Origin of the sequence: Pararhodobacter zhoushanensis (genome assembly GCF_003990445.1) — a bacterium.
Lineage (GTDB): Bacteria > Pseudomonadota > Alphaproteobacteria > Rhodobacterales > Rhodobacteraceae > Pararhodobacter > Pararhodobacter zhoushanensis.
Map to the genome: position 1 here is coordinate 1 of NZ_REEZ01000008.1, position 20,427 is coordinate 20,427.

The following is a 20,427-nucleotide window of genomic DNA, read 5'->3' on the forward strand; positions in this document are numbered from 1 at the left end:
TGCGTCTGCTTGAAGGGTCGGTTGACCGGGCGGCGGATCAGCAACTGTTCTTCACGGCGCAGATCGTGAACTGGATTCTGGGTGCGATTGACGGTCACGCCAAGAATTACTCGGTTTTTCTGGGGCCGGGGGGTTTTCGGATGACCCCGCTCTACGACATTCTGAGCGCGGCCCCGGCGATGGCCAGCAACGGGTTCCGTCATAAGGACCTGCGTCTGGCGATGTCCGTGGGACGGCGCAACCACTACCGACTGGACCAGATCCAGCCCCGCCATTTTGACCAGTCGGCCCTGCGCGCCCGCGTTGCACCCGACACGCGGCGTCAGGCCTTTGCCCGGATCGTTGCGGCCGGATTGCCCGCCGTTGAGCGCGTGGCGAATGCGCTGCCCGCCGGTTTCCCCGAACGGGTCAGCGGCCCGATTCTGGAACATGCCCGCAACCGGCTTGAGCTGCTCATCCGGCAGGCCGAGGCCGGGCAGATCGTCGTCCATTGAGCCGCGCTGCCCGACTGGATGGCAGCGTCAGAGCAGCCCGAAATACTCGCGCTGTTCCCACTCCGAGACCGTGGCGGCATAGCGTGCCCATTCCGCGCGCTTGAGGGTCGCGATGTAGTCGACGAATTCAGGCCCGATGGCGTCGCGGTAGAGCGTGCTGCCCTCAAACGCGCTTAATGCTGCGTCCATCGAGCGGGGCAGGGCACGCACATCTGCCGCATAGGGCGTGTCGGACGGGGGCGGAGGGGTCAGATTCCCCTCGATCCCCGCCAGCCCCGAGATGATCTGCGACGCAAACACGTAATACGGGTTCGCGCCCGGCTCGGCGACGCGGTTCTCGATCCGGCTGGCGCGGTCTTCGGCCACCATCAGCGCGCGCACCATCGCGCCCCGGTTATCGCGGCCCCACTGGATGCGGTCGGGGGCCATCTGGAACGGCTGGTAGCGTTTATAGCCGTTCACCGTGGGGGTGGTCAGGATGCAGGATGCCTCGGCATGCGCCAGCAGCCCGGCGATCCAGCCTGACGCCTCGGGGGTGATGTCGTGCCCTTCGGCGGGCATGAACAGGTTGCGCCCGTCTGACAGGTTGGTCAGCGACTGGTGCAGATGCCAACCTGCCGAGGCCCCGCCTTCGATCTTCGGGCGGCACATGAAGCTGGCGTGCAACCCGCGCCGGGCGGCGACCTGTTTGGCCATCGCGCGCAGCATGATCATGTTATCAGCGTGGGTCATCGCGTCGGCGGGGCCGAAAACGAACTCCACCTGCCCCGGCCCCATCTCGATCTCGACCGAGGTCAGCGGCATGCCAAGCGATTGCGCAGCGCGGCGCAGGTCGTCCAGAACCGGCTCCATCCGGTCATAGGTGGTGTCCGCCAGAAACTGATAGCCGGGGGCGAGCAGGCGGGTGTCGGGCGGGGTGCCCGGCAGGCCGCTATCGCTGTGCTCAAGATGCGGATTGGTCACTTCGAACAGGTTGAATTCAACCTCCAACCCCACCGTCAGCCCCCAACCGTGCGCTGCCAGCCGGGTGAGCGCGCCTTTCAGCACTTGCCGGGGCGCGTAGGAAATCGGCGTGCCATCAACCCGCGCCAGATCGCAAAACAGCCACGCCGAGCCGGGCGACCACGACAATTCGCGGAAGGTGGCCGGGACCGGGATCAGCCACATATCCCCCGCACCCGCGCCTTGCCCGCCCTCACCGGACCAGACCGGAAACACCGTCCGGCCCGAGGTGTCCTTGAGCAGCAGCGTCGACGGCGCGCGCAGGCCAGAGCGGAAGACCGAGGGCAGCATGTCTGCCACCACCGTCTTGCCGCGCAAAATGCCGTGGGCGTCGGAAAACAACACGCGAACCGTCTCGATCCCAGCGGCCTTGACGCGGGCGAGGATCTCGGCGGCGCGGTCCAGCGCGTCGGGGCTCAGAAACCCCTGCCGGGCAAGCGTTCCGTCGGCCAGGGCGGTAGGATCAGTCATGCAGCGCTCTCTTGGGTTCGGTCGGTGGCGGGCAACGAGAAGGCCCCGCGTGGGTGCCCGTGATATTGATAAACGAGGAACGGACCCATGCAACGGGCCTGTGGGTCGAGGACTGGTTACGCAAAGAAGGGCCGGACTTGGGGAGTGGTCGGCTCAGTCTGCGTAACCCCCGACCAGCCCACACCCCGCACGAACGCCGGTTCGCCCAGCCGGACATCGGCGGGCAGCGCGGGATCGGCGCGGTCGTCAAACCAGCGCCACGCGCCTGCGCCTAACAAAAGCACGCTTTCAGCCCCAAACAGCGCGGTCACTACCAGCGTGTCGATCAGCCCCGCGTGGCCGTCGCGCAGGTGCAGCGGGACGGGTTCATCCGCAGCCAGACCCCGTACGTCCATCACCGGCGCATGGGTCAGCGTCAGGGTCACGCCGTCGAACCCCTGCCGTGCGGCCATTTGCCGGAGGGACTCGCGCAGGGTGAAATAGCCGTCCAGAATGTCCTGAAACGGCCGCGCATCGCCGGGCGGGGCCGCTGTCAAACCGTGGCATCCCACGGGCAGCCCGCGCGGCGTTCAGTATCCATCTGCTTGCTGGCTGCCACCCAATTGCCGGTGTCGCCGATGGCGTCATTCGACAAGGGGCCGATGATCTGCGGCGTCAGGGCGCGGTCCTGCATCGGCAGCTTCTCTGGCTGACCCGTCTCCAGCGCCTTGATCGCGCGGCGCAGCATCAGGCGGTAGCGCACGATGGCAGCGTCCCCCCTGCCCAGATGCTCGCGCGTGCGGTCCTGAATCGCGCCCAGCCCCTCAACCGCCCATTGGTCATGCACGTTGATGTCCGGTCCCATGCCCGTATAGGTCTGGGTCTCCTGCTCGTCGGGGTCAAAGTGATAGGCGTTCGTGCGATTCTTGAGCGGCGCGTAATCCGGCAGCCGGTGCTCTTTGAGCCGCTGCGCGCGCATCAGCTCTTTGTTCACTGGCTGGCGGAAGCTGGTGAACATGGTGAACCAATAGCAGGTCTCATCATCGACCGGCACATGCCACTGGGTGATGATCATTTCGCGCGACATCGGGATGCAGATGGCCGAGGGGAAGATCTGGTTGGTCACACGGACATGCGTCAGGTCATGCGCCATATGGCGCAGGGCGGTGATCTTCAGCCCATAATCGGTTTCCTCGACCTCAAGATCCGGCCGCGGGTATTCGCGCAGAAGCTGGGTCATCGGCATGTCGGTATGCGCCGCCTTGTCGCGGAACTGCTTGCCGTAGCTGTCGGCGGGGTCTTCGTCTTCGAGGAAGCGGTGCAGGAACGAGGCATGCGAGGGGTCGATGCCGATCTCAAGCGCCTGCAGCCAGTTGCATTCCCACAGGCCCTTGAAGGCAAAGACATGGCTGTCGGGGGCGCGGAAACAGTCGAAATTGGGGAAGGCGGGCGGCTCGCCGGTGCCCAGATAGGCGAAGAACACGCCCTTCTTCTCGACGACGGGATAGACCGGGCCGCCCTCGACCACGCGGATATCGTCGCGCGCCGGGTGGTGCGCCGGGGGCTCATCGGGCGTGCTTTGCCGGGTGGCGAGGATATAGCCCTCCCCCTGGCGCAACAGCACCAGCCGCTCGCCCAGCAGGTTGACCGGGAGGCGCGGCTCGTCGTCGGTCAGCTCGTCCACCAGCGCGGCGGGTTGCCAGTACATCCGGTGAACCGCGCCCGCCGGGGTGTCGGGGCCGATGCGGGTGATCTGGTCGTTCAGCTTTTGCGAGATCATTGTGGCGTCCTTTCGGGGCGGTCAGGCGTCAGAGGCGGCGGTAGCGGGCAGGGGCGGCGGCGCGCCGTCACCGAACCACGCATAGATCGCGCCGCCCGCTTCGATCACCGGGAAACTGGGCAGGCGGATGGTCTTGAACATGGTGGAATCCGCGGGCTCGGCCGGTTGTTCGGTGCATTGTCCCGTGCGGTCGAAGTGCCAGCCATGGAAGGGACAGCGCAGGCCGTTATCCTCGCGCCGGCCAAAACACAGATCCGCGCCGCGATGCGGGCAATGGCGCCCGATCAGGCCCAGCTCGCCGTCGTTGTCGCGAAACAGTACCAGCCGCTGGCCAAAGGCCTCCACGGGCACCACCGGGCGCTTGACGGCCATGTCCTGCGCTTGTGCGACGACAACCCAATCGGTGGGGGCTAGGTCGGCGGCGTGGGACATGTGATTCTCCTGTCTGGGTTAGAAAGCGCTGGACGCTGCCAGGTTTGTGCGTTATTTGAACATTCGTGCGTTATATAAACTACGCGCGCGCCGTGCCTTGCGTCAACAAGAATGCGAGGGCCAACCTGTTCGACCCCGCGCGGAGCTTTTTGCTATGAGCGATACCGACGAAAAGAAGGGCGCTTCGACCTTTGCGAAAGGTCTGCGCGTGCTCGAATGCTTCGAGGGCGGTGCGCGGGGCCTGACCATGGCGGGCATCAGCAAAACCACCGGCATGGACCGCGCCACGGTGCGCCGGCTGTGCCTGACGTTGGTTGAATCCGGGTATCTGGCCCAGAGCGGGCATGAATTGCACCTGACGCCGCGCATTCTGGCCCCGGCGGGGGGATACCTGATGGCCAATGATTTTGGCCGCGCGATCCAGCCCGTGCTGACCGCCTTCGCACAGGAACTGGGCGGCGAGATTTCAATGGCGGTGCGCGACCGCGACCGGGCGCTTTATGTTGCGCAATCGGTCACGCCGGGCGCACGGTTGTCCATCGGGTTTGTCGTTGGCAGTTCGATCCCGCTTTTGCCCACTGCAATCGGTCGCATGCTGCTGGCGTCCAGCCCGCACGCGGATCGTGAGCGGGCTTTGCGCAGGCTACCCCACATCCGCTACACCGATGCAACCGACACCGACCCCGCGTCCCTTGATGCCAAGATCAGCGCCGCTGCGGATCAGGGTTACGCCGTCGTGCGCGGCGAATTCGAAGCGGGCGTCACGGCGCTGGCGGTTGCTGTCGGAAACCATGCGCATACGACGGCGGTCATCGGCACCTCGGTTGCCGGTGCGACGCTGGAGGATGACGCCGAAAGGGCGCGGATGCTCGACATCCTGCGCCGCGCGGCGCGCAGCCTGCGCGGGCCGGACCGGTCCGCCCCGCGATAAGCCGCACTCAGATCCGCATCCGTGGCACATCTGTGGGATCGAGCTTGAGCTCGATCAGCAGCGGTCGGTCACGTTTCGGGATCGCTGCGAGCGCAGCCGCGAGTGTCTCATCCGAGTCGACACGCAGCCCCTGTCCCCCCAGCGCCGTGGCCACCGCCGCGAACGAGGGCCATTCGAATTCTGTCAGTGCCGGGTCCATGTTGCGGTCGATGAACTGGATGTGCTCGGCCCCATAAGCACTGTCGTTGGCGACGATGACGATCAGATCCTGCTTGAGCCGCACCGCCGTGTTGAACTCGTTGATCCCGCCCATCATGAACCCGCCGTCGCCGGTAAACAGCACCACCGGACGCGAGCGGTCGGCCAGCCCTGCGCCGATGGCTTCCTGCAAACCCAGCCCGATCGAGCCGAAATTCGCCGTAACCAGAAAACTGCGCGGATCGGGGGCTGAGATCCGGCACCAGACTTCGGTCATGAAGCGCCCGCCGTCGGTGGTCAGGATACGCTGTTTGGGTAGTGCCGCTTCCAGTTGCTCCAGCGCGGCGATGTAATTGGCAAAGCCCGGTTTGGTGCTGCTGCGGGGCGGGGTGTGGGCCGTCAGCGTCGCGCGGTCCAGCTCGCGCGTGAAGCCCGACGGCGGGATCTCGGCCTCGTCCAGCCAGTACAGGATATTGTCGGCTGTCAGTGCGGCATCGGCGACCAGCGCGACATCGGGGTGGAAGTTCTTGGCAACTTCGGTCAGCGAGTCGTTGACCTGCACCACGCGCTTGCCTTTGAGCAGCTTGCCCCTGTCGGTGGTGAAATGGTGCAGCGAGGTGCCGAAGCACACGATGCAATCGGCCTTGGCGATCAAGTCATAGGCAGCGGGGGTCGAGAGCGTGCCGAAGATGTCCATGTTATAGGGATGGTCGTTGAACAGGCCCTTGGCCTTGAGCGACGTGGCCAGCGGGGCCTCAAGCCGGTCCGCAAGCCGGATCAGCGCATCCCGTGCGTCGACTGCGCCGCCGCCGGCCAGGATCACCGGGCGCCGGGCCGAGGCGATCATCCCCACGGCCTCGTCCAGATCATCGCCAGCCGGGACCATCGCCGGGGCGGTAAAGGTCGGGAAGACGGTCTTGGTGTGCTCGACCTCTTGCCACATGAAATCGGCGGGCATGTTCACCACGATGGGCCGCTTCTCTACCCGCGCGCGGTAAAAGGCGTGCGCGACGTCATAGGCGGCGGTCTGCGGTGCGCGCACCTGCTCGAATCCCGCGCCGGTGACTTTGACCACTTCCCGCTGGTCGATGCTTTGCAGGTTCTGCGGGTTCATCACGGCGGTATCGCCCGCCAGCAGCACCATCGGGATATGTCCGCGCGCGCCTTCGGTCAGGGCTGTGACGCAATTGGTCAACGCCGGGCCATGGGTGACCGTGGCCACGCCAACCGAGCCGGAAACATGGCTGTAGGCCAGCGCCATCAGGACGCTGCTGCCTTCATAGGCGGCGGGCACAAATGTACCGCCCCCGTCGCGGACGAAATCGTCGACCATGAACAGATTGGCATCGCCCATCAGTCCGAACATAGTGTCGACACCATGGTCCAACACGGAGCGGGCGATGGATTGATAGCAAAGAGTCTTTGCCTCGGGCATGGAAAGTCCTGTGAGCAAGGAAGAGGCGCGCCGGATCTGCGGCGCGGGTCACGGGTCAAGGATAGCGGGGTGCTGTGCCTCGGGCAAGGCGTGGGCCGCGCGCCTGTGGGGCCTCGGGTTTTCAAAGGTTCGAACAGACCGGATATACGAAAAGGCATTTTGGTGCTGCTGTTGTCCGTTGAGATCGCGCGAGCGGTTACGCGCAGCGCTCAACGAAAGCGGCTGGAGATAGGAAGATTGACAACGCATTTCGCATTGAATAGCACAGAACACCAGTGCGCGGGCCCGTGGGATCTGCGCGGGAGATGGGATGTTGTCAGTTCAGAAAGAGCATACCCAAAAGTCAAAAATGGACGAAGGGCGTCTGAAGTGACGGCGTTCCCTTTCCTTTGCGAAGTGCCCTTTAACGATCGGAGATGCGGCTGATGGACCTCGATACGCGTTACCCATGGCGTCGCTTTCTGCCCGAGGGCGTGACACCTGATTACGTCCCCCCCGTCACGACGATGCCGGCGATCTTCGCGCAGGCAACCCGCGCCCATGCCGACCTGCCGCTGCTGGAATATTACGGCGAGATTACCCGCTATGATCAGATGGCGCTGCAGGTGTCTCGGATCGCGGCGGCGCTGACGGCGCGGGGGATCGGGCGCGGCGACGTCGTGGCGCTGTATCTGCCCAATTGTCCGTGGCACCCTGCCTGGCTGTTCGGCGTCTGGGCTGCCGGGGCTGCCGTCACCCATCTGAGCCCGCTGGACCCGCCCCCCGCGCTGATCCACAAGATCGCCGACAGTGGTGCCCGCCTGCTGGTCACGCTGTCCGCCGAACCGTTTTGCGCCAATGCCGCAGCGGTGGTGCAGGCAAGGCCCGATCTTGAGCTTGTGTTGTGCGAAGATCCCGTCGCATTGGCCGGAGCGCCCCACATCGTATCAGCCCCGGCGCAGGATCACGCGGCGTTCATCGCCGTTCCAGCCCCTGCCGCCCCTGCGGCACCCGTCCAGCCGCAGGATGTCGCGTTGCTGCAATATACCGGCGGCACGACCGGCAAGGCGCGCGCCGCGATTCTGACGCATCGCAACCTCTCCGCCGCGACGCTGATTTATTCCGAATGGTTCCGCAACGAGGCGCACTCGGGGCCGGGCCAGGCGGTCCTGACATATTCGCCGTTGTTCCACATTCTGGGGCTGACGACGAACCTGCTGCGCCGGGTGGCCGAGGGCGGTCTGGTCTACCTGCGTCAACGCTTTGATGCTGCCGAGGCGGTGGATCTGATCGAGCGCCACCGCATCGGCTCGTTCGGCGGGGTGCCGACGACGTGGATTGCCGTAACCCAGTTGCCGGACATTGACCGGCGCGATCTGACCAGCCTGTCCTATGCCGGGTCCGGCGGCGCGCCGCTGCCGGTCGAGGTGGAGCGCCGCGTGCGCCAGTTGACCGGGCTTGAGCTGCGCGGCGGCTGGGGCATGACGGAAACCGCCCCGTCAGGCACCAATATTCCGATGCAGATGCCCGAGGGCAAGGCGGGCACCATCGGCATTCCCCTGCCCGGGGTCGAGGTGCAGATTGTCGCGCTGGACGATCCGCGCCGCGTGTTGGGTGCCAATGAGACCGGCGAACTGCGCGTGCGCGGCCCCAACGTGACCGCCGGGTATCACAACTGCCCTGACGAAACGCGCGAGGCTTTCGTGGATGGCTGGTTGCTGACCGGGGACGTAGGGCACCGCGACGCCGACGGCTTCTTCTTTCTGACCGACCGCAAGAAGGAGCTGATCGTGTCCTCAGGGTTCAACATCTACCCTCTGACGCTTGAGAATGCGATCCACGAGCACCCCGATGTTGCCGACGTCGCGGTGATCGGCATTCCTCATCCGTATCGCGGTGAGGCCGCCAAAGCGTTCGTGGTCATGCGACCCGGCGCGCAGCCGCTGACGCTGCCGGTGTTGCTCGACTTCCTGAACGGGCGGCTGGGACGGCATGAAATGCCTGCCGAGCTGGAGTTGCGCGCTGCGTTGCCGCGCACGGCGGTTGGCAAGACATCGCGCCGCGAGCTGCGCGACGAGGAGATGGCCCGCCGCGCACCTGCGTGACGCAGGCTATTTCCCCGCCGGGGCTGCGGCACTGCGGGCCACGGTCTGCGCGATGAGATCGGCGATCCGCCCTTCAAGCGCGGTGGGGATGTTATGGCCCATGCCCTCGATCTCGACCAGATGCGCGCCCGGTATGTTGGCGGCAGTGTCGCGACCGCCTTCGGGCAGGACAAGCGGATCGCTTAGCCCGTGGATTACGGTGCACGGGACTGACAACCGGGCCAGCCCTGCGCGCCGGTCGGGCGCTGCCAGAATTGCCGCATAATGCCGCATCATCCCGGCCGGGCGAAACGCGCGGTCCAGCGACGCCGCGCTGCGCGCGCGCAGATAGGCCGGATCTTCGGGATAGGCCGGGCTGCCAAGCGCCTGCGCGGATGTCACCGCCTCATCCAGATAGGCTTCGCGATCACTCAGCGGCGACGGGCGGCGGCGCGTCAGCAGGCCCTGCGCCTCGGGTGCGGGGCGTGGCAAGGCGGGATTACCGGTCGTTGACATGATCGAGGTCAGCGAGGCCACCTTGTGCGGATGGTTGATGGCGATCAGCTGGGCAATCATTCCCCCCATCGAGGCGCCCGCCACATGTGCGGTCTCAATGCCGAGTGTGTCCAGCAGCCCGGCCATGTCTGCGGCCATGTCGTCAAGGCGGTACGGCGGGTTCAGAGCTTTGCCCTGAGACTTGGCCGCTATCATGGATTGAATATCGGGTATGCCATGCGAGTCGAAGTTTTCCGATTTTCCGGTATCCCGGTGATCGGGTCTGATAACCCTCAAGTCCCGGGCAACAAGCGCTGCGACGAAGCTGTCGCTCCAATAGGTCAGTTGCGTGCCAATGCCGCTCAAGAGCAGCAGGGCGGGGGCCTCTTTGCGTCCATCCTCTTCAAAATAGAGGGTAATTCCGTTGGATATTGCCTGCGGCATTTGCTTTTCCTTCTGATAATCCGGACCATTTTCGCCGGGCGCTACGGCTGCGCCACGTCCTTGCCAGGATGAATCTATGACGGAAACGTCTTGCGGATCAATCTTCATTTGAATTTTGGGTATGGCATTGCTATAGGTCGGCCAACAGCCAGAGGGAGGATGTGTCGTGGCCAAGCCCGATCTCGACGTGATTATCATCGGCGCCGGACTGTCGGGGATCGGCGTTGCGCGCTATCTCAAGAAGCAGTGCCCCGCAAAGCGCTTCGAGATTCTCGAAAGCAAGCCGCGGATCGGCGGGACGTGGGATCTGTTTCGCTATCCCGGCATCCGCTCGGACAGCGACATGACGACGATGGGCTATGCCTTCAAGCCATGGATGGACCGCAAGGCCATCGCTGACGGCGACGCCATCCTGAATTACATCCGCGAGACGGCCGAGGAAAACGACCTGACGCGCCACATCCGGTTCTCGCGCCGGGTGCGGTCGATCGCGTGGTCATCGGCGCAGCAGATGTGGACGCTCGAGGTCGAACGCGACGGTGCCATCGTGACGCAAACCTGCCGGTTCGTGTTCTCGGCGGCGGGCTATTATCGGCATCATGAAGGCTATCTGCCGGAATGGCCGGGGTACGAGGATTATCGCGGCACGCTGATCCATCCGCAGTTCTGGCCCGAAGATTTCGATCACGCGGGCAAAACGATCGCTGTCATCGGGTCGGGCGCGACGGCGGTAACGCTGACCCCCTCGCTGGCGCAAACGGCGGCGCATGTCTATCAGGTGCAGCGCTCGCCGACCTATATCATCAACCGCCCGTCCGAGGATCGTCTGGCCAACAGCCTGCGCCGCTATCTGCCGGCGAAGCTGGCCTATGCGGCGGCGCGCTGGCGGACGATCATCGGTGGACGCCGTCGTCGGCAGCGGATGGCGGAGAACATCACCGGCACCCGCAAGATGCTGATCGGTCAGGTCGCCAAGGCCCTGCCCGAGGGCTACGATTGGAAAACCCATTTCGCCCCCAGCTACATGCCGGGCCAGCAGCGCATCTGTGCGGTGCCTGATGGCGATATGTTCAAGGTGCTGGCCGATGGCCGCGCTTCGATGGTGACCGGCGTGATCAAGCGCTTCACCGAAACCGGGCTGGAAATGGAGGACGGGACGCGCGTCGATGCCGACGTCATCGTCACCGCGACCGGGCTGGTGATGGAATCGCTGGGCGGGATGGAGGTCACGGTTGATGGCCAGCCCGTCGATCGCGCCTCGCTGCTGATCTACAAGGGGTTCATGTATTCGAACCTGCCGAACCTTGTGTATTTTACCGGATATACCAACGCGTCATGGACGCTGAAAGTCGATCTGGTTGCGGCGTTTGCCTGCCGTCTGCTGCGGTTTATGGACCGCAAGGGTTTCACCCAAGTCTACCCACCGGCCAGCGAGAGCGATCTGCAGAATGTCAGCAGCGCGCTGAAATTCATCTCAGGCTATGTGGTGCGCGCCGCCGCCCGGCTGCCCAAGCACGGCAAGAGCTTTCCCTGGGTGCATGAGCAGGATTACTTCTGGGACCGTAAGGTGCTCAAGCGCGGCAAGGTTGATGACGGCTCGCTCCGGTTCTCAACGGGAGAGCCAATCTCGTTGCCCGCAGGCCAGATCGCCACGGCCGAAAAAACACTCGCAGCGGAATGACGCCTTCCCTCTGCGCAAAAGCTGCGGGGGGACGCGGTTTAGCAGCCGCGCTCGTCGAACAACCCAAAGGCCAGCGTCGCCGCATAGATCTCGACCGCCAGATCGGCCGACGGCAGGCGTCGCGCCCAGTGCTGCAGGTCATAGGACGAGTTGATCAACGCAAGCAGGCACTGGCTGGTGATCACCGGGTCCACCGCGCGGACCGATCCTTCGGCGATGCCGTCCGACAGCATCCCCGCAAAGCGATGAGCGACATGCGCCGAGTGGCGGAATACCTCGTCGCGCAGCTCTGCCGGCAGTGCCTGCGTGGCGGTCGTGCGCAAGAACGGGAACTGGCCGTCGAACTGAATGGTCAGCAGGCTGGCAAGGCAGGCGGTCAGCCTGCCCCAATAGGTTTCCGTCAGGCCGAGCGCATCGCGCTGGTGCTGCAACAGGCGCGCATAGCTGGTGCGGAAGCAGTTGAGCACCAGCTCATCCTTGCTGTCCATGTGGTGATAGAAGCTGCCCTTCGACAGCTTGAGCAGGCCGGCGATCTCATCGACCGAGGCACCGCGATAACCGCGATCGTTGATCAGGACGGTGGCCGCGCGCAAATAGGCGGTCTGGCTGTCCTCATCGGCATTCGCGGTCAGGTCGAGCGGACCCCAGGGGGCAATCGGCCCGCTCTGCCAGAGCGCGCCCGGTGTGGCGAAGCCGTGTCGCAGCAGATCCATCAGGCGGTCATGGATGCGGTCGAAATCGCCCAGATCGTATTGCGGCAACCAGGCGCGCATCCAGTGGATCACATCCAGAAGCACCTGACCGGCGGCCACGCGCCGCGCCGAGGTCAGCGGATCGTCCATCGGGCCAAAGAACCGGCCAACGCGCCAGATCATCACCTGATAGCGCTTCAGCAGGCGCTCGCGCTCGGGTTCCTCGATAGCGCGCAGGTCGCCAAGCACGGCAATCATCGGCTGTGTTCCGAGCCGGACGGCGGCGGAATGGTCCAGCCGCAAGCGAATCAGGCGGCTGACGCGGGCATCCGGCGTCGGCTCTTCGGCGGCGCTCAGGATCATCTGGTCCAGCGTGTCGATGGCCTGTTCCAGTGCCGCAACAGCCAGCTGCTCCTTGCGGCGAAAATAGTAGGTGATCGAGGTGGTGTTCATGCCCACCGCCTCACCGACGGCGACAAAGGTCAGACCGCGGACGCCAAAGTCGTTAATCAGCCGCGCCGCCGCATCCAGAATCCGCGCGCGCGTCTTCTGAAACCGGTCCGATGTGCGGGGCTGGTCGGGGCTGAGACTCTGCAAGGGCTCTCCGTTTTTCAAGCGAGGCACCGGATCGGCTGCGGCCATCGGGCCGATTACGTCACCCGGTTTTAAACCAGTTATCCAGGAGGGGATACGTCAATGGACGCCACACAAGGCATTTTGCACGGCAAGGTCATCGTGATCACGGGCGCAGCGTCGGGGATCGGGCGCGCCTCGGCGCTGATGTTCGCGCGTCAGGGCGCGGCGATTGTTGCCTGTGACCGCGATGCGGCCGTCAGCGCGGTCGCTGACGCGATCACCGGCAACGGCGGACAGGCAGTGTCGATGACAATGGACGCCGGTAGCGAGGCCGACGTCATCGCAGCGGTCGATGCGGCGGTTGCCGGGTTCGGCGGGTTGGACGGCTATTTTGCCAACGCTGGCATTTCGGGCGGACCCAGCGGCGGCTATTTCGATGCCACGACCGAGCTGTGGGCGGAGGTGCTGCGCATCAACGTCATCGGCCCGGCGCTGGCGGTCAAGCATGCGGTCCCCGCTTTTCTGAAGCGCGGCGGCGGCAGTATCGTTGTGACGGCCTCGGTCGCGGGCTTGCGCGCCGGTGCGGGCCCGGCGCCCTATTCGGCCTCGAAAGCGGCGGCAATCAACCTTGTCCAGACAGCCGCGCAGGCCGTGGCAGGGACCGGTATTCGCGTGAACGGCATCTGCCCGGGCCTGTCCGAAACCGGGATGACCAGCCGGCTCTACGCCATGGCCCGCGCTGCGGGACAAGAGGCGAATCTGGGCATCCGCAACCCGTTGCGGCGCGGCAGCGCCCCCGAAGAGATCGCCAGTGCGGCGCTGTTTCTGTTTTCGGACATGAGCAGTTTCGTCAACGGCGAGGCGCTGGTTGTCGATGGCGGCCTGGCCTCGTCGCATCCCTATAGCGAGATGGCCGACAAGCAGAAGCTGGCGTTGATCGACGATCTGCGCGCGCGGATGACGGAACAGCACGCGGCGGGCTGAGTCCCGCGCAGGCGCACAGGAGAAGTCAGGTGTTCAACGGAAAGATTCCCGCCGTCGGCGTCGGTTCGGTCCTCGGGGCGGCGGGTACGCTGGCTTTGGCCCTTGTCGGCGGCATAATCGCCAAACTGCTGCACCTGCCGTTGGCTTGGCTGCTGGGTGCGGTGCTGGCAACTGGCTTGTGGTCTGCCTGTGGCTGGCGGATCGCAGGGACGCTGCCCAGCGTGCCGGGCGTGTCGAAAGCGGTGGCGATCCCCTTGCTCGGGGTCGCCATCGGCAGCGGTTTCACGCCGCAGATCGTGGAGCAGATGCCGTCGTGGTGGCCGACGATTCTGGGGCTGTTGCTCTATCTGCCGCTGGTCCACTGGCTGTGCTACCGCATCTTTTTGCTCTCACCCCATATTTCGGCCCCGACCGCATTCTATTCCGCAGTGCCCGGCGGGTTGGTCGAGTCGGTACAGATGGGCGAAGCTGCGGGCGGTGATGTGCAGATGATGACGCTGCTTCACCTGCTGCGGCTGATTGCCTGCGTCGTCTTCATTCCGCTGGGTATGGGGGTGATGGCGGGTCAGGGCGTTTCGGGCACGGTGGCGACGCGCCCTGCGGGCGAGTTCCTGCTGCACCACATCCCCGAGCTGCTGGCCGTGATCGGCATCGGTCTGCTGGCGGGTCGTATTCTGCGTCTGCCCGCCGGCTATTTCTTTGGCCCGCTGATGGTCAGTGTCATCGCGCATGGCGCGGGCTGGAGCACCTTCGTGATGCCGGGATGGGTGATCATCTTCGCGCAGGTTGTTCTCGGCGCCGGGCTGGGCGTTCGCTTCGCGGGCATGCCGCGCGCCAAGCTGGGCATCGCCTTGCAAAGCACGCTGTTCACCGCAGCGGCGATCTATGCGTTTGCGGCGGTGACTTCCTTTGTGTTGGGCAAGATCAGCGGGATTTCGCCCTATGAGATCTTCCTTGCCTATGCGCCCGGCGGGATAGCCGAGATGTCATTGATCGCCGTGGCGATGAACCAGAACGCGATTTTCGTGTCTTGCCACCACCTGTTACGAATCATGTTCGCCATCATCGGCGTCAGGCTTTTGTGGCGCGGCAGACCGTTCGCGCCGGGAATTGGTGAAAGCCAGAAACGCGATTTCGGCTGAGCGCCCAGCACGATGCGAACCGGGATACCGCCCTGCGCAAGCGCGCAAGGGCGGCTTTCCGGTACGCGGCAAAATCCAGAAATGACAGTAAGAAAATATGCTTTTAGAATATTGAGTATAGTTTTTCGTTGCTGGGTTTGTTAGGCTCGCTCAAGGCCGTTGGGAGAGTGGCCAGTATGGGAGGATGCAATATGAAACACCGGTATGGCCGGGCCCGGCCGGGTGCCGTGCGAAGAATTCTGCAGCTCTGCTCGGTAAGTCTGGTTGCTGTAAGCTTCAGTCTTTCGGCAGGTGCGACCGAAGCCCGCCGGGGCGGAACACTGACCGTCGGGTTGGAATCGGAACTTCTGGGCTTCGATGTCGTGCAAGGCGGATCGCTCGATCCCTCGGGTGAGATCACCATGCGCGCCGTGCAGGAACCTCTGGTACGCTATGATTACGAAACGGGCCAAACCCTGCCGCTGCTGGCCGTCGAGTGGAACGCCAGCGAGGATCAGACGGTGTGGACCCTGCGTCTGCGCGACGGTGTGCTGTTCCATGACGGCAGCCCCTTTACGGCGCAGGATGTGGCGGCGCATTACGGCCGGATTCTGGACCCCGAGCAAAACGCCGCCGGGCGCTCGACCCTGTCGGTGATCGAAAGTGTCGAGGCGGTCGAGCCGTTGGTCGTCCGGTTTCATCTCAGGCATCCTTGGCCCGCGTTTTTGGTGATGATCGGATCGACCGGTATCAGCGGTCCGATCCCATCTGCCGCCAATGTGGATGCCGGTAACCAGAACCGTCAGCCGGTGGGCACGGGGCCGTTCCGTCTGACGCAATGGTCGTCGGGCGATCGTCTGGTGGTCGAACGCTTCGCTGACTATTGGGCCGCTGATGAAATCCAGCTTGACCGGGTGGTCTTTCGGGTGCTGCCCGATACGCAGACACGCTATGCGTCGCTTCAATCGGGCGAGATCGACGTGATGTGGACCGACCGCGGGCAGATCATCAACGAAGCAACCGGAAATCCGGCGCTGGTTGCGGTCTCTGTCGACGGCGGCGGGGCAGAGAACATCCTGATCAACGCCCGCATGCCGCATCTGTCGGATCAGCGCGTCCGCGCTGCCATCGCGCATGCCTGGAACCAGGAGGCGCTGGTTCGCATCTCTTGGCAGGACACCAAGCCGGTCATCGACCATCCGCTGGGCGGCACTGTCGAATGCGGCAACGTTGGCTATCGTGCGTATAACCCCGAGCGTGCGCGCGAATTGCTGGCAGACTACGGACAGCCGGTCGCGTTCGAGTTCGTGCACACCGCGACCGCGCGTGGCCGCGAACTGGGTGAGCTGTTGCAGTTCATGCTGCAAGACGTCGGCATTGCCGTCACGCTGGTGCCGGTGGACCAGTCCACGCTCATGCGCCGTGTTGCCACGCGCGATTTTGCGATGACCGGATGGCGCATCCCGGATTCACCGGATCTGGAACCGCAGCTGTATTCGGCGGTTCATTCGACCTCGCAAACCAACAACTCGGGCGTTTCGACGCCGGAAATGGACGCCGCAGCGGATGCGATGCGCCTCGCCACTTCGCGGGACGAGTCGGTGGCCCTGCAATGCGAGGTCTCGCGCCACATCAACGAGCAGGTGTCGATGCTGTGGCGGGGCGGCGGTCGGTATCATGTGATCACCAGCCAGCGGGTACAGAACATGCCGACCCCATGGCGCGGGATCATCGACGTCACGCGCGTCAGCGTCACCGACTGATAAAGCGCCGGATCAAGAGAGGGGATTGCGGTGAGATACGTCATCGGGCGGATACAGCGACTGATCATCGTGTTGGTGATCGTGACGTTTACGACATTTATTCTTGTTAACGTCCTGCCGGGTGACGTCGCCTATCAACTGGGCGGGATCGAAGCATCCGAGGAACAGATCGCGCGTATCCGACAAGGCCTCGGGCTCGATCAGCCGGTGCTGCTGCGCTATGTCAGCTGGGTAAGTGATCTGCTGCGCGGCGACTGGGGGCACTCGCTGCTGACCGGCGAATCCGTTTGGGAGATGATCGCGCACCGCTTCCCTGTCTCGATGCAGCTGATGCTCATGGCGCAGGTCATGGCGCTGGCCGTTGCCATTCCTGCCGGTCTGGCCACGGCGTGGCTGGCCGGTGGCTGGCTGGATAAAGTGGTCACGTCCATCGGGTTCGCCACCGTGTCGATGCCCACTTTCCTGATCGCGATCCTGCTGATCTATCTCTTTTCGCTGCATCTGGGCTGGCTGCCTGCGACGGGCTACGAGCCGATGAGCGAGGGGCTCTGGGCCAATATGCGGCCGATGATCCTGCCAGCGGCCAGTCTGGCGCTGGTTGAATGGACGGTCCTGATGCGCACCCTGCGGGCCGAGATGATCGGCACGCTGCAAGAAAACTACATCTCACTCGCCCGCGCCAAAGGGATGAGCAACCTGCGCATCCTCTTTGCCCACGCCCTGCGGCCGTCCAGCTTTTCAACGGTCACCATTCTGGGCCTTCAGGTCGCCAGACTGCTGAGCGGGGCGATCATTCTGGAGCAGATCTTCGGGATACCGGGTCTGGGCCGGATGCTGATCCATGCCGTCTACACGCGGGACTTCATCGTCATTCAGGGCTGCGTGACCTTCTTTGCGCTGGTCTATGTCCTGATGAACTTTATCGTCGACCTTGCCTATGCCTGGCTCGACCCGCGCGTAAGGGAGCGCCGCGCTCATGGTTGATCTTTCCGCTGTCCAGCCGCCGGCCGGAAAGGACACGGCCACCAGCGAGTCCATACGGATCGGCAATGCGCGGGCCGTTGCCCGGCATCGCAAGTCCATTGCGCTCGGTCTGGCCTTCTGGCTGCCGGTCGGTTGGCTTTTGTTTGTGATCCTCGCCTCGGCGCTGGTGCCGGTATTGGGGCCCGTGCTGGGCTTGGCCGCGCCAAACGCGCCCAATTTCATGAACCTGCGCGCCCCGATCGGCACCGAAGGCCACCTGCTTGGCACCGACCCGATGGGTCGCGATCTGCTCAGCCGGGTTGTCTGGGGCGGGCGCGTGTCACTGACCGTCGGCTTTGCCGCACCGGCAATCGGTGTGGGCATCGGGCTCGTGCTGGGGATGCTGGCCGGATACTACCGCGGCTGGGTGGACGAGGCGATCGGCATCGCCATCGACAGTTGGCTGGCCATTCCCGGTCTTGTCGTTCTGCTGCTCTTTTCGGTCATCTACGGCGGCAGCCTGCTGATGGTCTGCGTCTCGCTGGGCCTGTTGTTCATCCCCTCGGCTGCGCGGATCACACGCGCCGCGACCATCGGTGCGGCGCAGCGCGACTATGTTATGGCCGCACGCGCCATGGGGGCCACGGATCTGCGTATTCTGCTACGCGAGATCCTGCCCAACATCATCTGGCCCTTGATGGCTTTCGTGATGATCGACATCCCCATTGCCATCGTCGCCGAAGGCTCGCTCAGCTTTCTGGGGCTGTCGGTGCAGGCCCCGACACCCAGCTGGGGCGGGATGATTTCCGAGGGGCGCGACTATCTGGAAGTGGCCCCGCATCTGACCTTTGTGCCGGCGGCGGTCATGTTCCTGACGGTGCTCAGCTTCAACCTTGCCGGAGACGCACTGCGCAAGCGCGTCTCGGGCGGTCGCCAGGGGGCACACTGATGAGCCAACCTCTTCTGACAGTCCGCAACCTGCGCACGGCATTCGCAACGGCGCGGGGCCTGGTGCAGGCGGTCGATGACGTGTCGTTTGACCTTATGCCGGGCAGGACACTGGCGATTGTCGGCGAATCCGGTTCGGGCAAATCGGTGCTGTCCCGGTCGATCATGGGCCTTTTGCCGCGCAACGCCGAAGCGTCGGGGCAGGTCTGCCTGCACGGGCGCAATCTGCGCGCATTGCCCGAGCGCGAGCTGCGCAAGGTTCGCGGACGCGACATTGCCATGGTGTTGCAGGATCCGATGACCTCGCTCACGCCGACGATGACCATCGGCAAGCAGATCATCGAAACCCTTGTGAAACACAGGGGCCTGTCCAAATCCGCCGCGCGCGAAAGGGCGTTGGCTTTGCTGGCCTCGGTCGGCATGCCGCAACCGGCGGTGCGCATTGACAACTATCCCCATCAACTTTCGGGCGGGATGCGGCAGCGCGTGGCGATTGCGATTGCCCTGTCGTGCGAGCCGTCGCTGATCATTGCCGACGAGCCGACAACCGCGCTGGATGTCACCGTGCAGTCCGAGATTCTGGACCTGTTGAAACGTCAGGTCCGCGAGCGCCACATGTCGATGATCCTGATCACCCACGATATGGGGATCGTCGCCGGGCGGGCCGATGACGTGGCGGTCATGTATGCCGGTCGCATTGTCGAGCAGGCATCGGTGCGCGCGCTGTTTCACCAGACGCGCGTGCCCTATACCGCTGCGCTGCTGGCGTCGATCCCGCGGATGGACGGCGCGCGTGTGCCGCTTGAAACCATCCCCGGACGACCGCCAGACATGGTGAACCGGCCCACCGGGTGCAGCTTTCAACCGCGGTGCCGCCATGCAAGGCCTGACTGCGCGCTCAAGGCACCCCCGCTTGACGATCAGGGCGGCCACCGTGCCGCCTGTTGGTATCCGCTGCCGAACTCCGCCCTTCAGGAGGCTCTATGAACGCCCACACCCCGATCACCGACAGCTTTCTGGACGTCCGGAACCTGACCGTCAGCTACCCGATGGGCAGAGGGCTGTCGGTCAAGGCGGTGACGGATCTGTCGTTCACCGTCGCGCGGGGCGAAACCTTGGGTCTGGTCGGCGAATCCGGCTGCGGGAAATCCTCGGCCGCGCGGGCGATCATGCAATTGCCCCGCCCCAGCGGCGGCCATGTGCGGTTGGCCGGGACGGACCTGACCGCCCTGCGCGGCAGCCAGCTTCAGCGGGCGCGCCGTCAGTTCCAGATGGTGTTTCAGGATCCCATGGCCTCGCTCAACCCGCGCCACAGCGTGCGGCAGATCCTGTCCGCCCCGCTTGAGATCGCAGGCCTGCGCGAAACCCGTGCGGCGCGCGAACAGCGCATCATCGACATTCTGGACCGTGTCGGGCTGAACGGTGCGCAGTCCATCGACCGCAAGCCCTATGAATTCTCGGGCGGGCAATGCCAGCGCATCTCGATTGCCCGTGCGTTGATCCTGCGGCCTGACCTGCTGGTCTGCGACGAATCCGTCTCGGCACTGGATGTGTCGGTGCAGGCGCAAATCCTGAACCTGCTGCAAGAGATCCGACAAGAGTTCGGCCTGACCATGCTGTTCATCAGCCACGATCTGTCCGTTGTGCGTCATGTGTCGGACCGGGTGGCGGTGATGTATCTGGGCGCGTTGTGTGAACTGGCCGATACCGACGCAATCTACGCCCGGCCCGCGCATCCCTACACACGGGCGCTGATCAGCGCGGTGCCGCAGCCCAATCCCGATATTGCACCCGCGCCGCTTCAGATGGTGCCCGGAGAATTGCCATCGCCGATGAACCCGCCGTCCGGCTGCCGGTTTCGCACCCGCTGCCCCAGCGCCAGTGAAAAATGCGCGGCAAAGGTGCCGGTGTTTCGCCAGATCGCGCCCGGTCAGTCTGTCGCGTGCCATCATCCGCTGACGGCCCCGGTTTAAGC

General features: G+C 64.6%; 18 protein-coding genes. 11 read left to right on the forward strand and 7 right to left on the reverse strand.

The window, feature by feature from the left end; all coding sequences use genetic code 11:
• On the forward strand, positions 1–494 hold a 494-nt coding region (locus tag EAE28_RS16430), incomplete at its 5' end, for a HipA domain-containing protein (protein WP_164736673.1).
• A 27-nt stretch (positions 495–521) separates the two neighbouring features.
• Here EAE28_RS16430 and EAE28_RS16435 read toward each other — a convergent pair.
• From EAE28_RS16435 to EAE28_RS16450, 4 genes are all read right to left on the reverse strand, one after another.
• On the reverse strand, positions 522–1,967 hold the full coding sequence (locus EAE28_RS16435) for a glutamine synthetase family protein (RefSeq protein ID WP_127108241.1): 1,446 nt from the start codon (positions 1,965–1,967) through the stop codon (positions 522–524).
• Between the two features lie 116 nt (positions 1,968–2,083).
• Positions 2,084–2,503, reverse strand: coding sequence for a hypothetical protein (locus EAE28_RS16440; protein ID WP_127108243.1), 420 nt, complete (start codon positions 2,501–2,503; stop codon positions 2,084–2,086).
• Positions 2,500–3,726 (reverse strand): aromatic ring-hydroxylating oxygenase subunit alpha, encoded by a 1,227-nt coding sequence (locus tag EAE28_RS16445; RefSeq protein ID WP_127108245.1) that lies wholly within the window; start codon positions 3,724–3,726, stop codon positions 2,500–2,502. The genes EAE28_RS16440 and EAE28_RS16445 overlap by 4 nt, the downstream gene beginning before the upstream one ends.
• Positions 3,727–3,747: 21 nt before the next feature.
• The gene (locus EAE28_RS16450) at positions 3,748–4,158 is read right to left on the reverse strand and encodes a Rieske 2Fe-2S domain-containing protein (RefSeq protein WP_127108247.1); all 411 of its coding nucleotides are present in this window, start codon (positions 4,156–4,158) and stop codon (positions 3,748–3,750) included.
• 154 nt (positions 4,159–4,312) lie between these two features.
• Here EAE28_RS16450 and EAE28_RS16455 point away from each other — a divergent pair, with 154 nt between their 5' ends.
• Positions 4,313–5,089, forward strand: coding sequence for an IclR family transcriptional regulator (locus tag EAE28_RS16455; protein WP_127108249.1), 777 nt, complete (start codon positions 4,313–4,315; stop codon positions 5,087–5,089).
• A gap of 7 nt (positions 5,090–5,096) precedes the next feature.
• Here the strand turns inward: EAE28_RS16455 and EAE28_RS16460 are convergent, their stop codons facing one another.
• The gene (locus EAE28_RS16460; protein ID WP_127108251.1) at positions 5,097–6,722 is read right to left on the reverse strand and encodes a thiamine pyrophosphate-binding protein; all 1,626 of its coding nucleotides are present in this window, start codon (positions 6,720–6,722) and stop codon (positions 5,097–5,099) included.
• A gap of 425 nt (positions 6,723–7,147) precedes the next feature.
• On the opposite strand from EAE28_RS16460, the gene EAE28_RS16465 reads away from it, so the two are divergent.
• Positions 7,148–8,806 (forward strand): AMP-binding protein, encoded by a 1,659-nt coding sequence (locus tag EAE28_RS16465; RefSeq protein WP_164736674.1) that lies wholly within the window; start codon positions 7,148–7,150, stop codon positions 8,804–8,806.
• A gap of 6 nt (positions 8,807–8,812) precedes the next feature.
• Here EAE28_RS16465 and EAE28_RS16470 read toward each other — a convergent pair whose 3' ends face one another.
• Positions 8,813–9,724, reverse strand: coding sequence for an alpha/beta hydrolase (locus EAE28_RS16470; protein WP_127108255.1), 912 nt, complete (start codon positions 9,722–9,724; stop codon positions 8,813–8,815).
• Between the two features lie 166 nt (positions 9,725–9,890).
• On the opposite strand from EAE28_RS16470, the gene EAE28_RS16475 reads away from it, so the two are divergent.
• Positions 9,891–11,405 carry a flavin-containing monooxygenase gene (locus tag EAE28_RS16475; protein WP_127108257.1) on the forward strand — a complete coding sequence of 505 codons (1,515 nt, stop codon included), beginning with the start codon at positions 9,891–9,893 and terminating at the stop codon, positions 11,403–11,405.
• 38 nt (positions 11,406–11,443) lie between these two features.
• Here EAE28_RS16475 and EAE28_RS16480 read toward each other — a convergent pair whose 3' ends face one another.
• Positions 11,444–12,694 (reverse strand): TetR/AcrR family transcriptional regulator, encoded by a 1,251-nt coding sequence (locus tag EAE28_RS16480; protein WP_164736675.1) that lies wholly within the window; start codon positions 12,692–12,694, stop codon positions 11,444–11,446.
• A 99-nt stretch (positions 12,695–12,793) separates the two neighbouring features.
• Here EAE28_RS16480 and EAE28_RS16485 point away from each other — a divergent pair, with 99 nt between their 5' ends.
• The 7 genes from EAE28_RS16485 to EAE28_RS16515 all read left to right on the forward strand — a co-directional run bounded on the left by EAE28_RS16485 (position 12,794) and on the right by EAE28_RS16515 (position 20,425).
• Positions 12,794–13,657, forward strand: coding sequence for an SDR family NAD(P)-dependent oxidoreductase (locus EAE28_RS16485; RefSeq protein WP_127108260.1), 864 nt, complete (start codon positions 12,794–12,796; stop codon positions 13,655–13,657).
• A 29-nt stretch (positions 13,658–13,686) separates the two neighbouring features.
• Positions 13,687–14,799: an AbrB family transcriptional regulator gene (locus EAE28_RS16490; RefSeq protein ID WP_164736676.1), complete on the forward strand. Its 1,113-nt coding sequence runs from the start codon at positions 13,687–13,689 to the stop codon at positions 14,797–14,799.
• Positions 14,800–14,990: 191 nt separating this feature from the next.
• Positions 14,991–16,541 (forward strand): ABC transporter substrate-binding protein, encoded by a 1,551-nt coding sequence (locus EAE28_RS16495; RefSeq protein ID WP_164736677.1) that lies wholly within the window; start codon positions 14,991–14,993, stop codon positions 16,539–16,541.
• 30 nt (positions 16,542–16,571) lie between these two features.
• Complete coding sequence (locus EAE28_RS16500) at positions 16,572–17,525, forward strand: ABC transporter permease (RefSeq protein ID WP_127108266.1); 954 nt, start codon at positions 16,572–16,574, stop codon at positions 17,523–17,525.
• The gene (locus EAE28_RS16505) at positions 17,518–18,453 is read left to right on the forward strand and encodes an ABC transporter permease (protein WP_127108268.1); all 936 of its coding nucleotides are present in this window, start codon (positions 17,518–17,520) and stop codon (positions 18,451–18,453) included. The genes EAE28_RS16500 and EAE28_RS16505 overlap by 8 nt, the downstream gene beginning before the upstream one ends.
• Positions 18,453–19,439, forward strand: coding sequence for an ABC transporter ATP-binding protein (locus EAE28_RS16510; RefSeq protein WP_127108270.1), 987 nt, complete (start codon positions 18,453–18,455; stop codon positions 19,437–19,439). Before EAE28_RS16505 ends, EAE28_RS16510 begins: the two co-directional genes overlap by 1 nt.
• Positions 19,436–20,425 (forward strand): ABC transporter ATP-binding protein, encoded by a 990-nt coding sequence (locus EAE28_RS16515; RefSeq protein WP_127108272.1) that lies wholly within the window; start codon positions 19,436–19,438, stop codon positions 20,423–20,425. Before EAE28_RS16510 ends, EAE28_RS16515 begins: the two co-directional genes overlap by 4 nt.
• The last annotated feature ends 2 nt before the right edge of the window (positions 20,426–20,427 follow it).

Excerpts from the sequence above, each read along its gene's own strand:
- EAE28_RS16435 (WP_127108241.1), bottom strand. The coding sequence starts at position 1,967 with ATGACTGATCCTACCGCCCTGGCCGACGGAACGCTTGCCCGGCAGGGG.
- EAE28_RS16445 (WP_127108245.1), bottom strand. The coding sequence starts at position 3,726 with ATGATCTCGCAAAAGCTGAACGACCAGATCACCCGCATCGGCCCCGAC.
- EAE28_RS16450 (WP_127108247.1), bottom strand. The coding sequence starts at position 4,158 with ATGTCCCACGCCGCCGACCTAGCCCCCACCGATTGGGTTGTCGTCGCA.
- EAE28_RS16455 (WP_127108249.1), top strand. The coding sequence starts at position 4,313 with ATGAGCGATACCGACGAAAAGAAGGGCGCTTCGACCTTTGCGAAAGGT.
- EAE28_RS16460 (WP_127108251.1), bottom strand. The coding sequence starts at position 6,722 with ATGCCCGAGGCAAAGACTCTTTGCTATCAATCCATCGCCCGCTCCGTG.
- EAE28_RS16465 (WP_164736674.1), top strand. The coding sequence starts at position 7,148 with ATGGACCTCGATACGCGTTACCCATGGCGTCGCTTTCTGCCCGAGGGC.
- EAE28_RS16470 (WP_127108255.1), bottom strand. The coding sequence starts at position 9,724 with ATGCCGCAGGCAATATCCAACGGAATTACCCTCTATTTTGAAGAGGAT.
- EAE28_RS16485 (WP_127108260.1), top strand. The coding sequence starts at position 12,794 with ATGGACGCCACACAAGGCATTTTGCACGGCAAGGTCATCGTGATCACG.
- EAE28_RS16495 (WP_164736677.1), top strand. The coding sequence starts at position 14,991 with ATGAAACACCGGTATGGCCGGGCCCGGCCGGGTGCCGTGCGAAGAATT.
- EAE28_RS16505 (WP_127108268.1), top strand. The coding sequence starts at position 17,518 with ATGGTTGATCTTTCCGCTGTCCAGCCGCCGGCCGGAAAGGACACGGCC.
- EAE28_RS16510 (WP_127108270.1), top strand. The coding sequence starts at position 18,453 with ATGAGCCAACCTCTTCTGACAGTCCGCAACCTGCGCACGGCATTCGCA.
- EAE28_RS16515 (WP_127108272.1), top strand. The coding sequence starts at position 19,436 with ATGAACGCCCACACCCCGATCACCGACAGCTTTCTGGACGTCCGGAAC.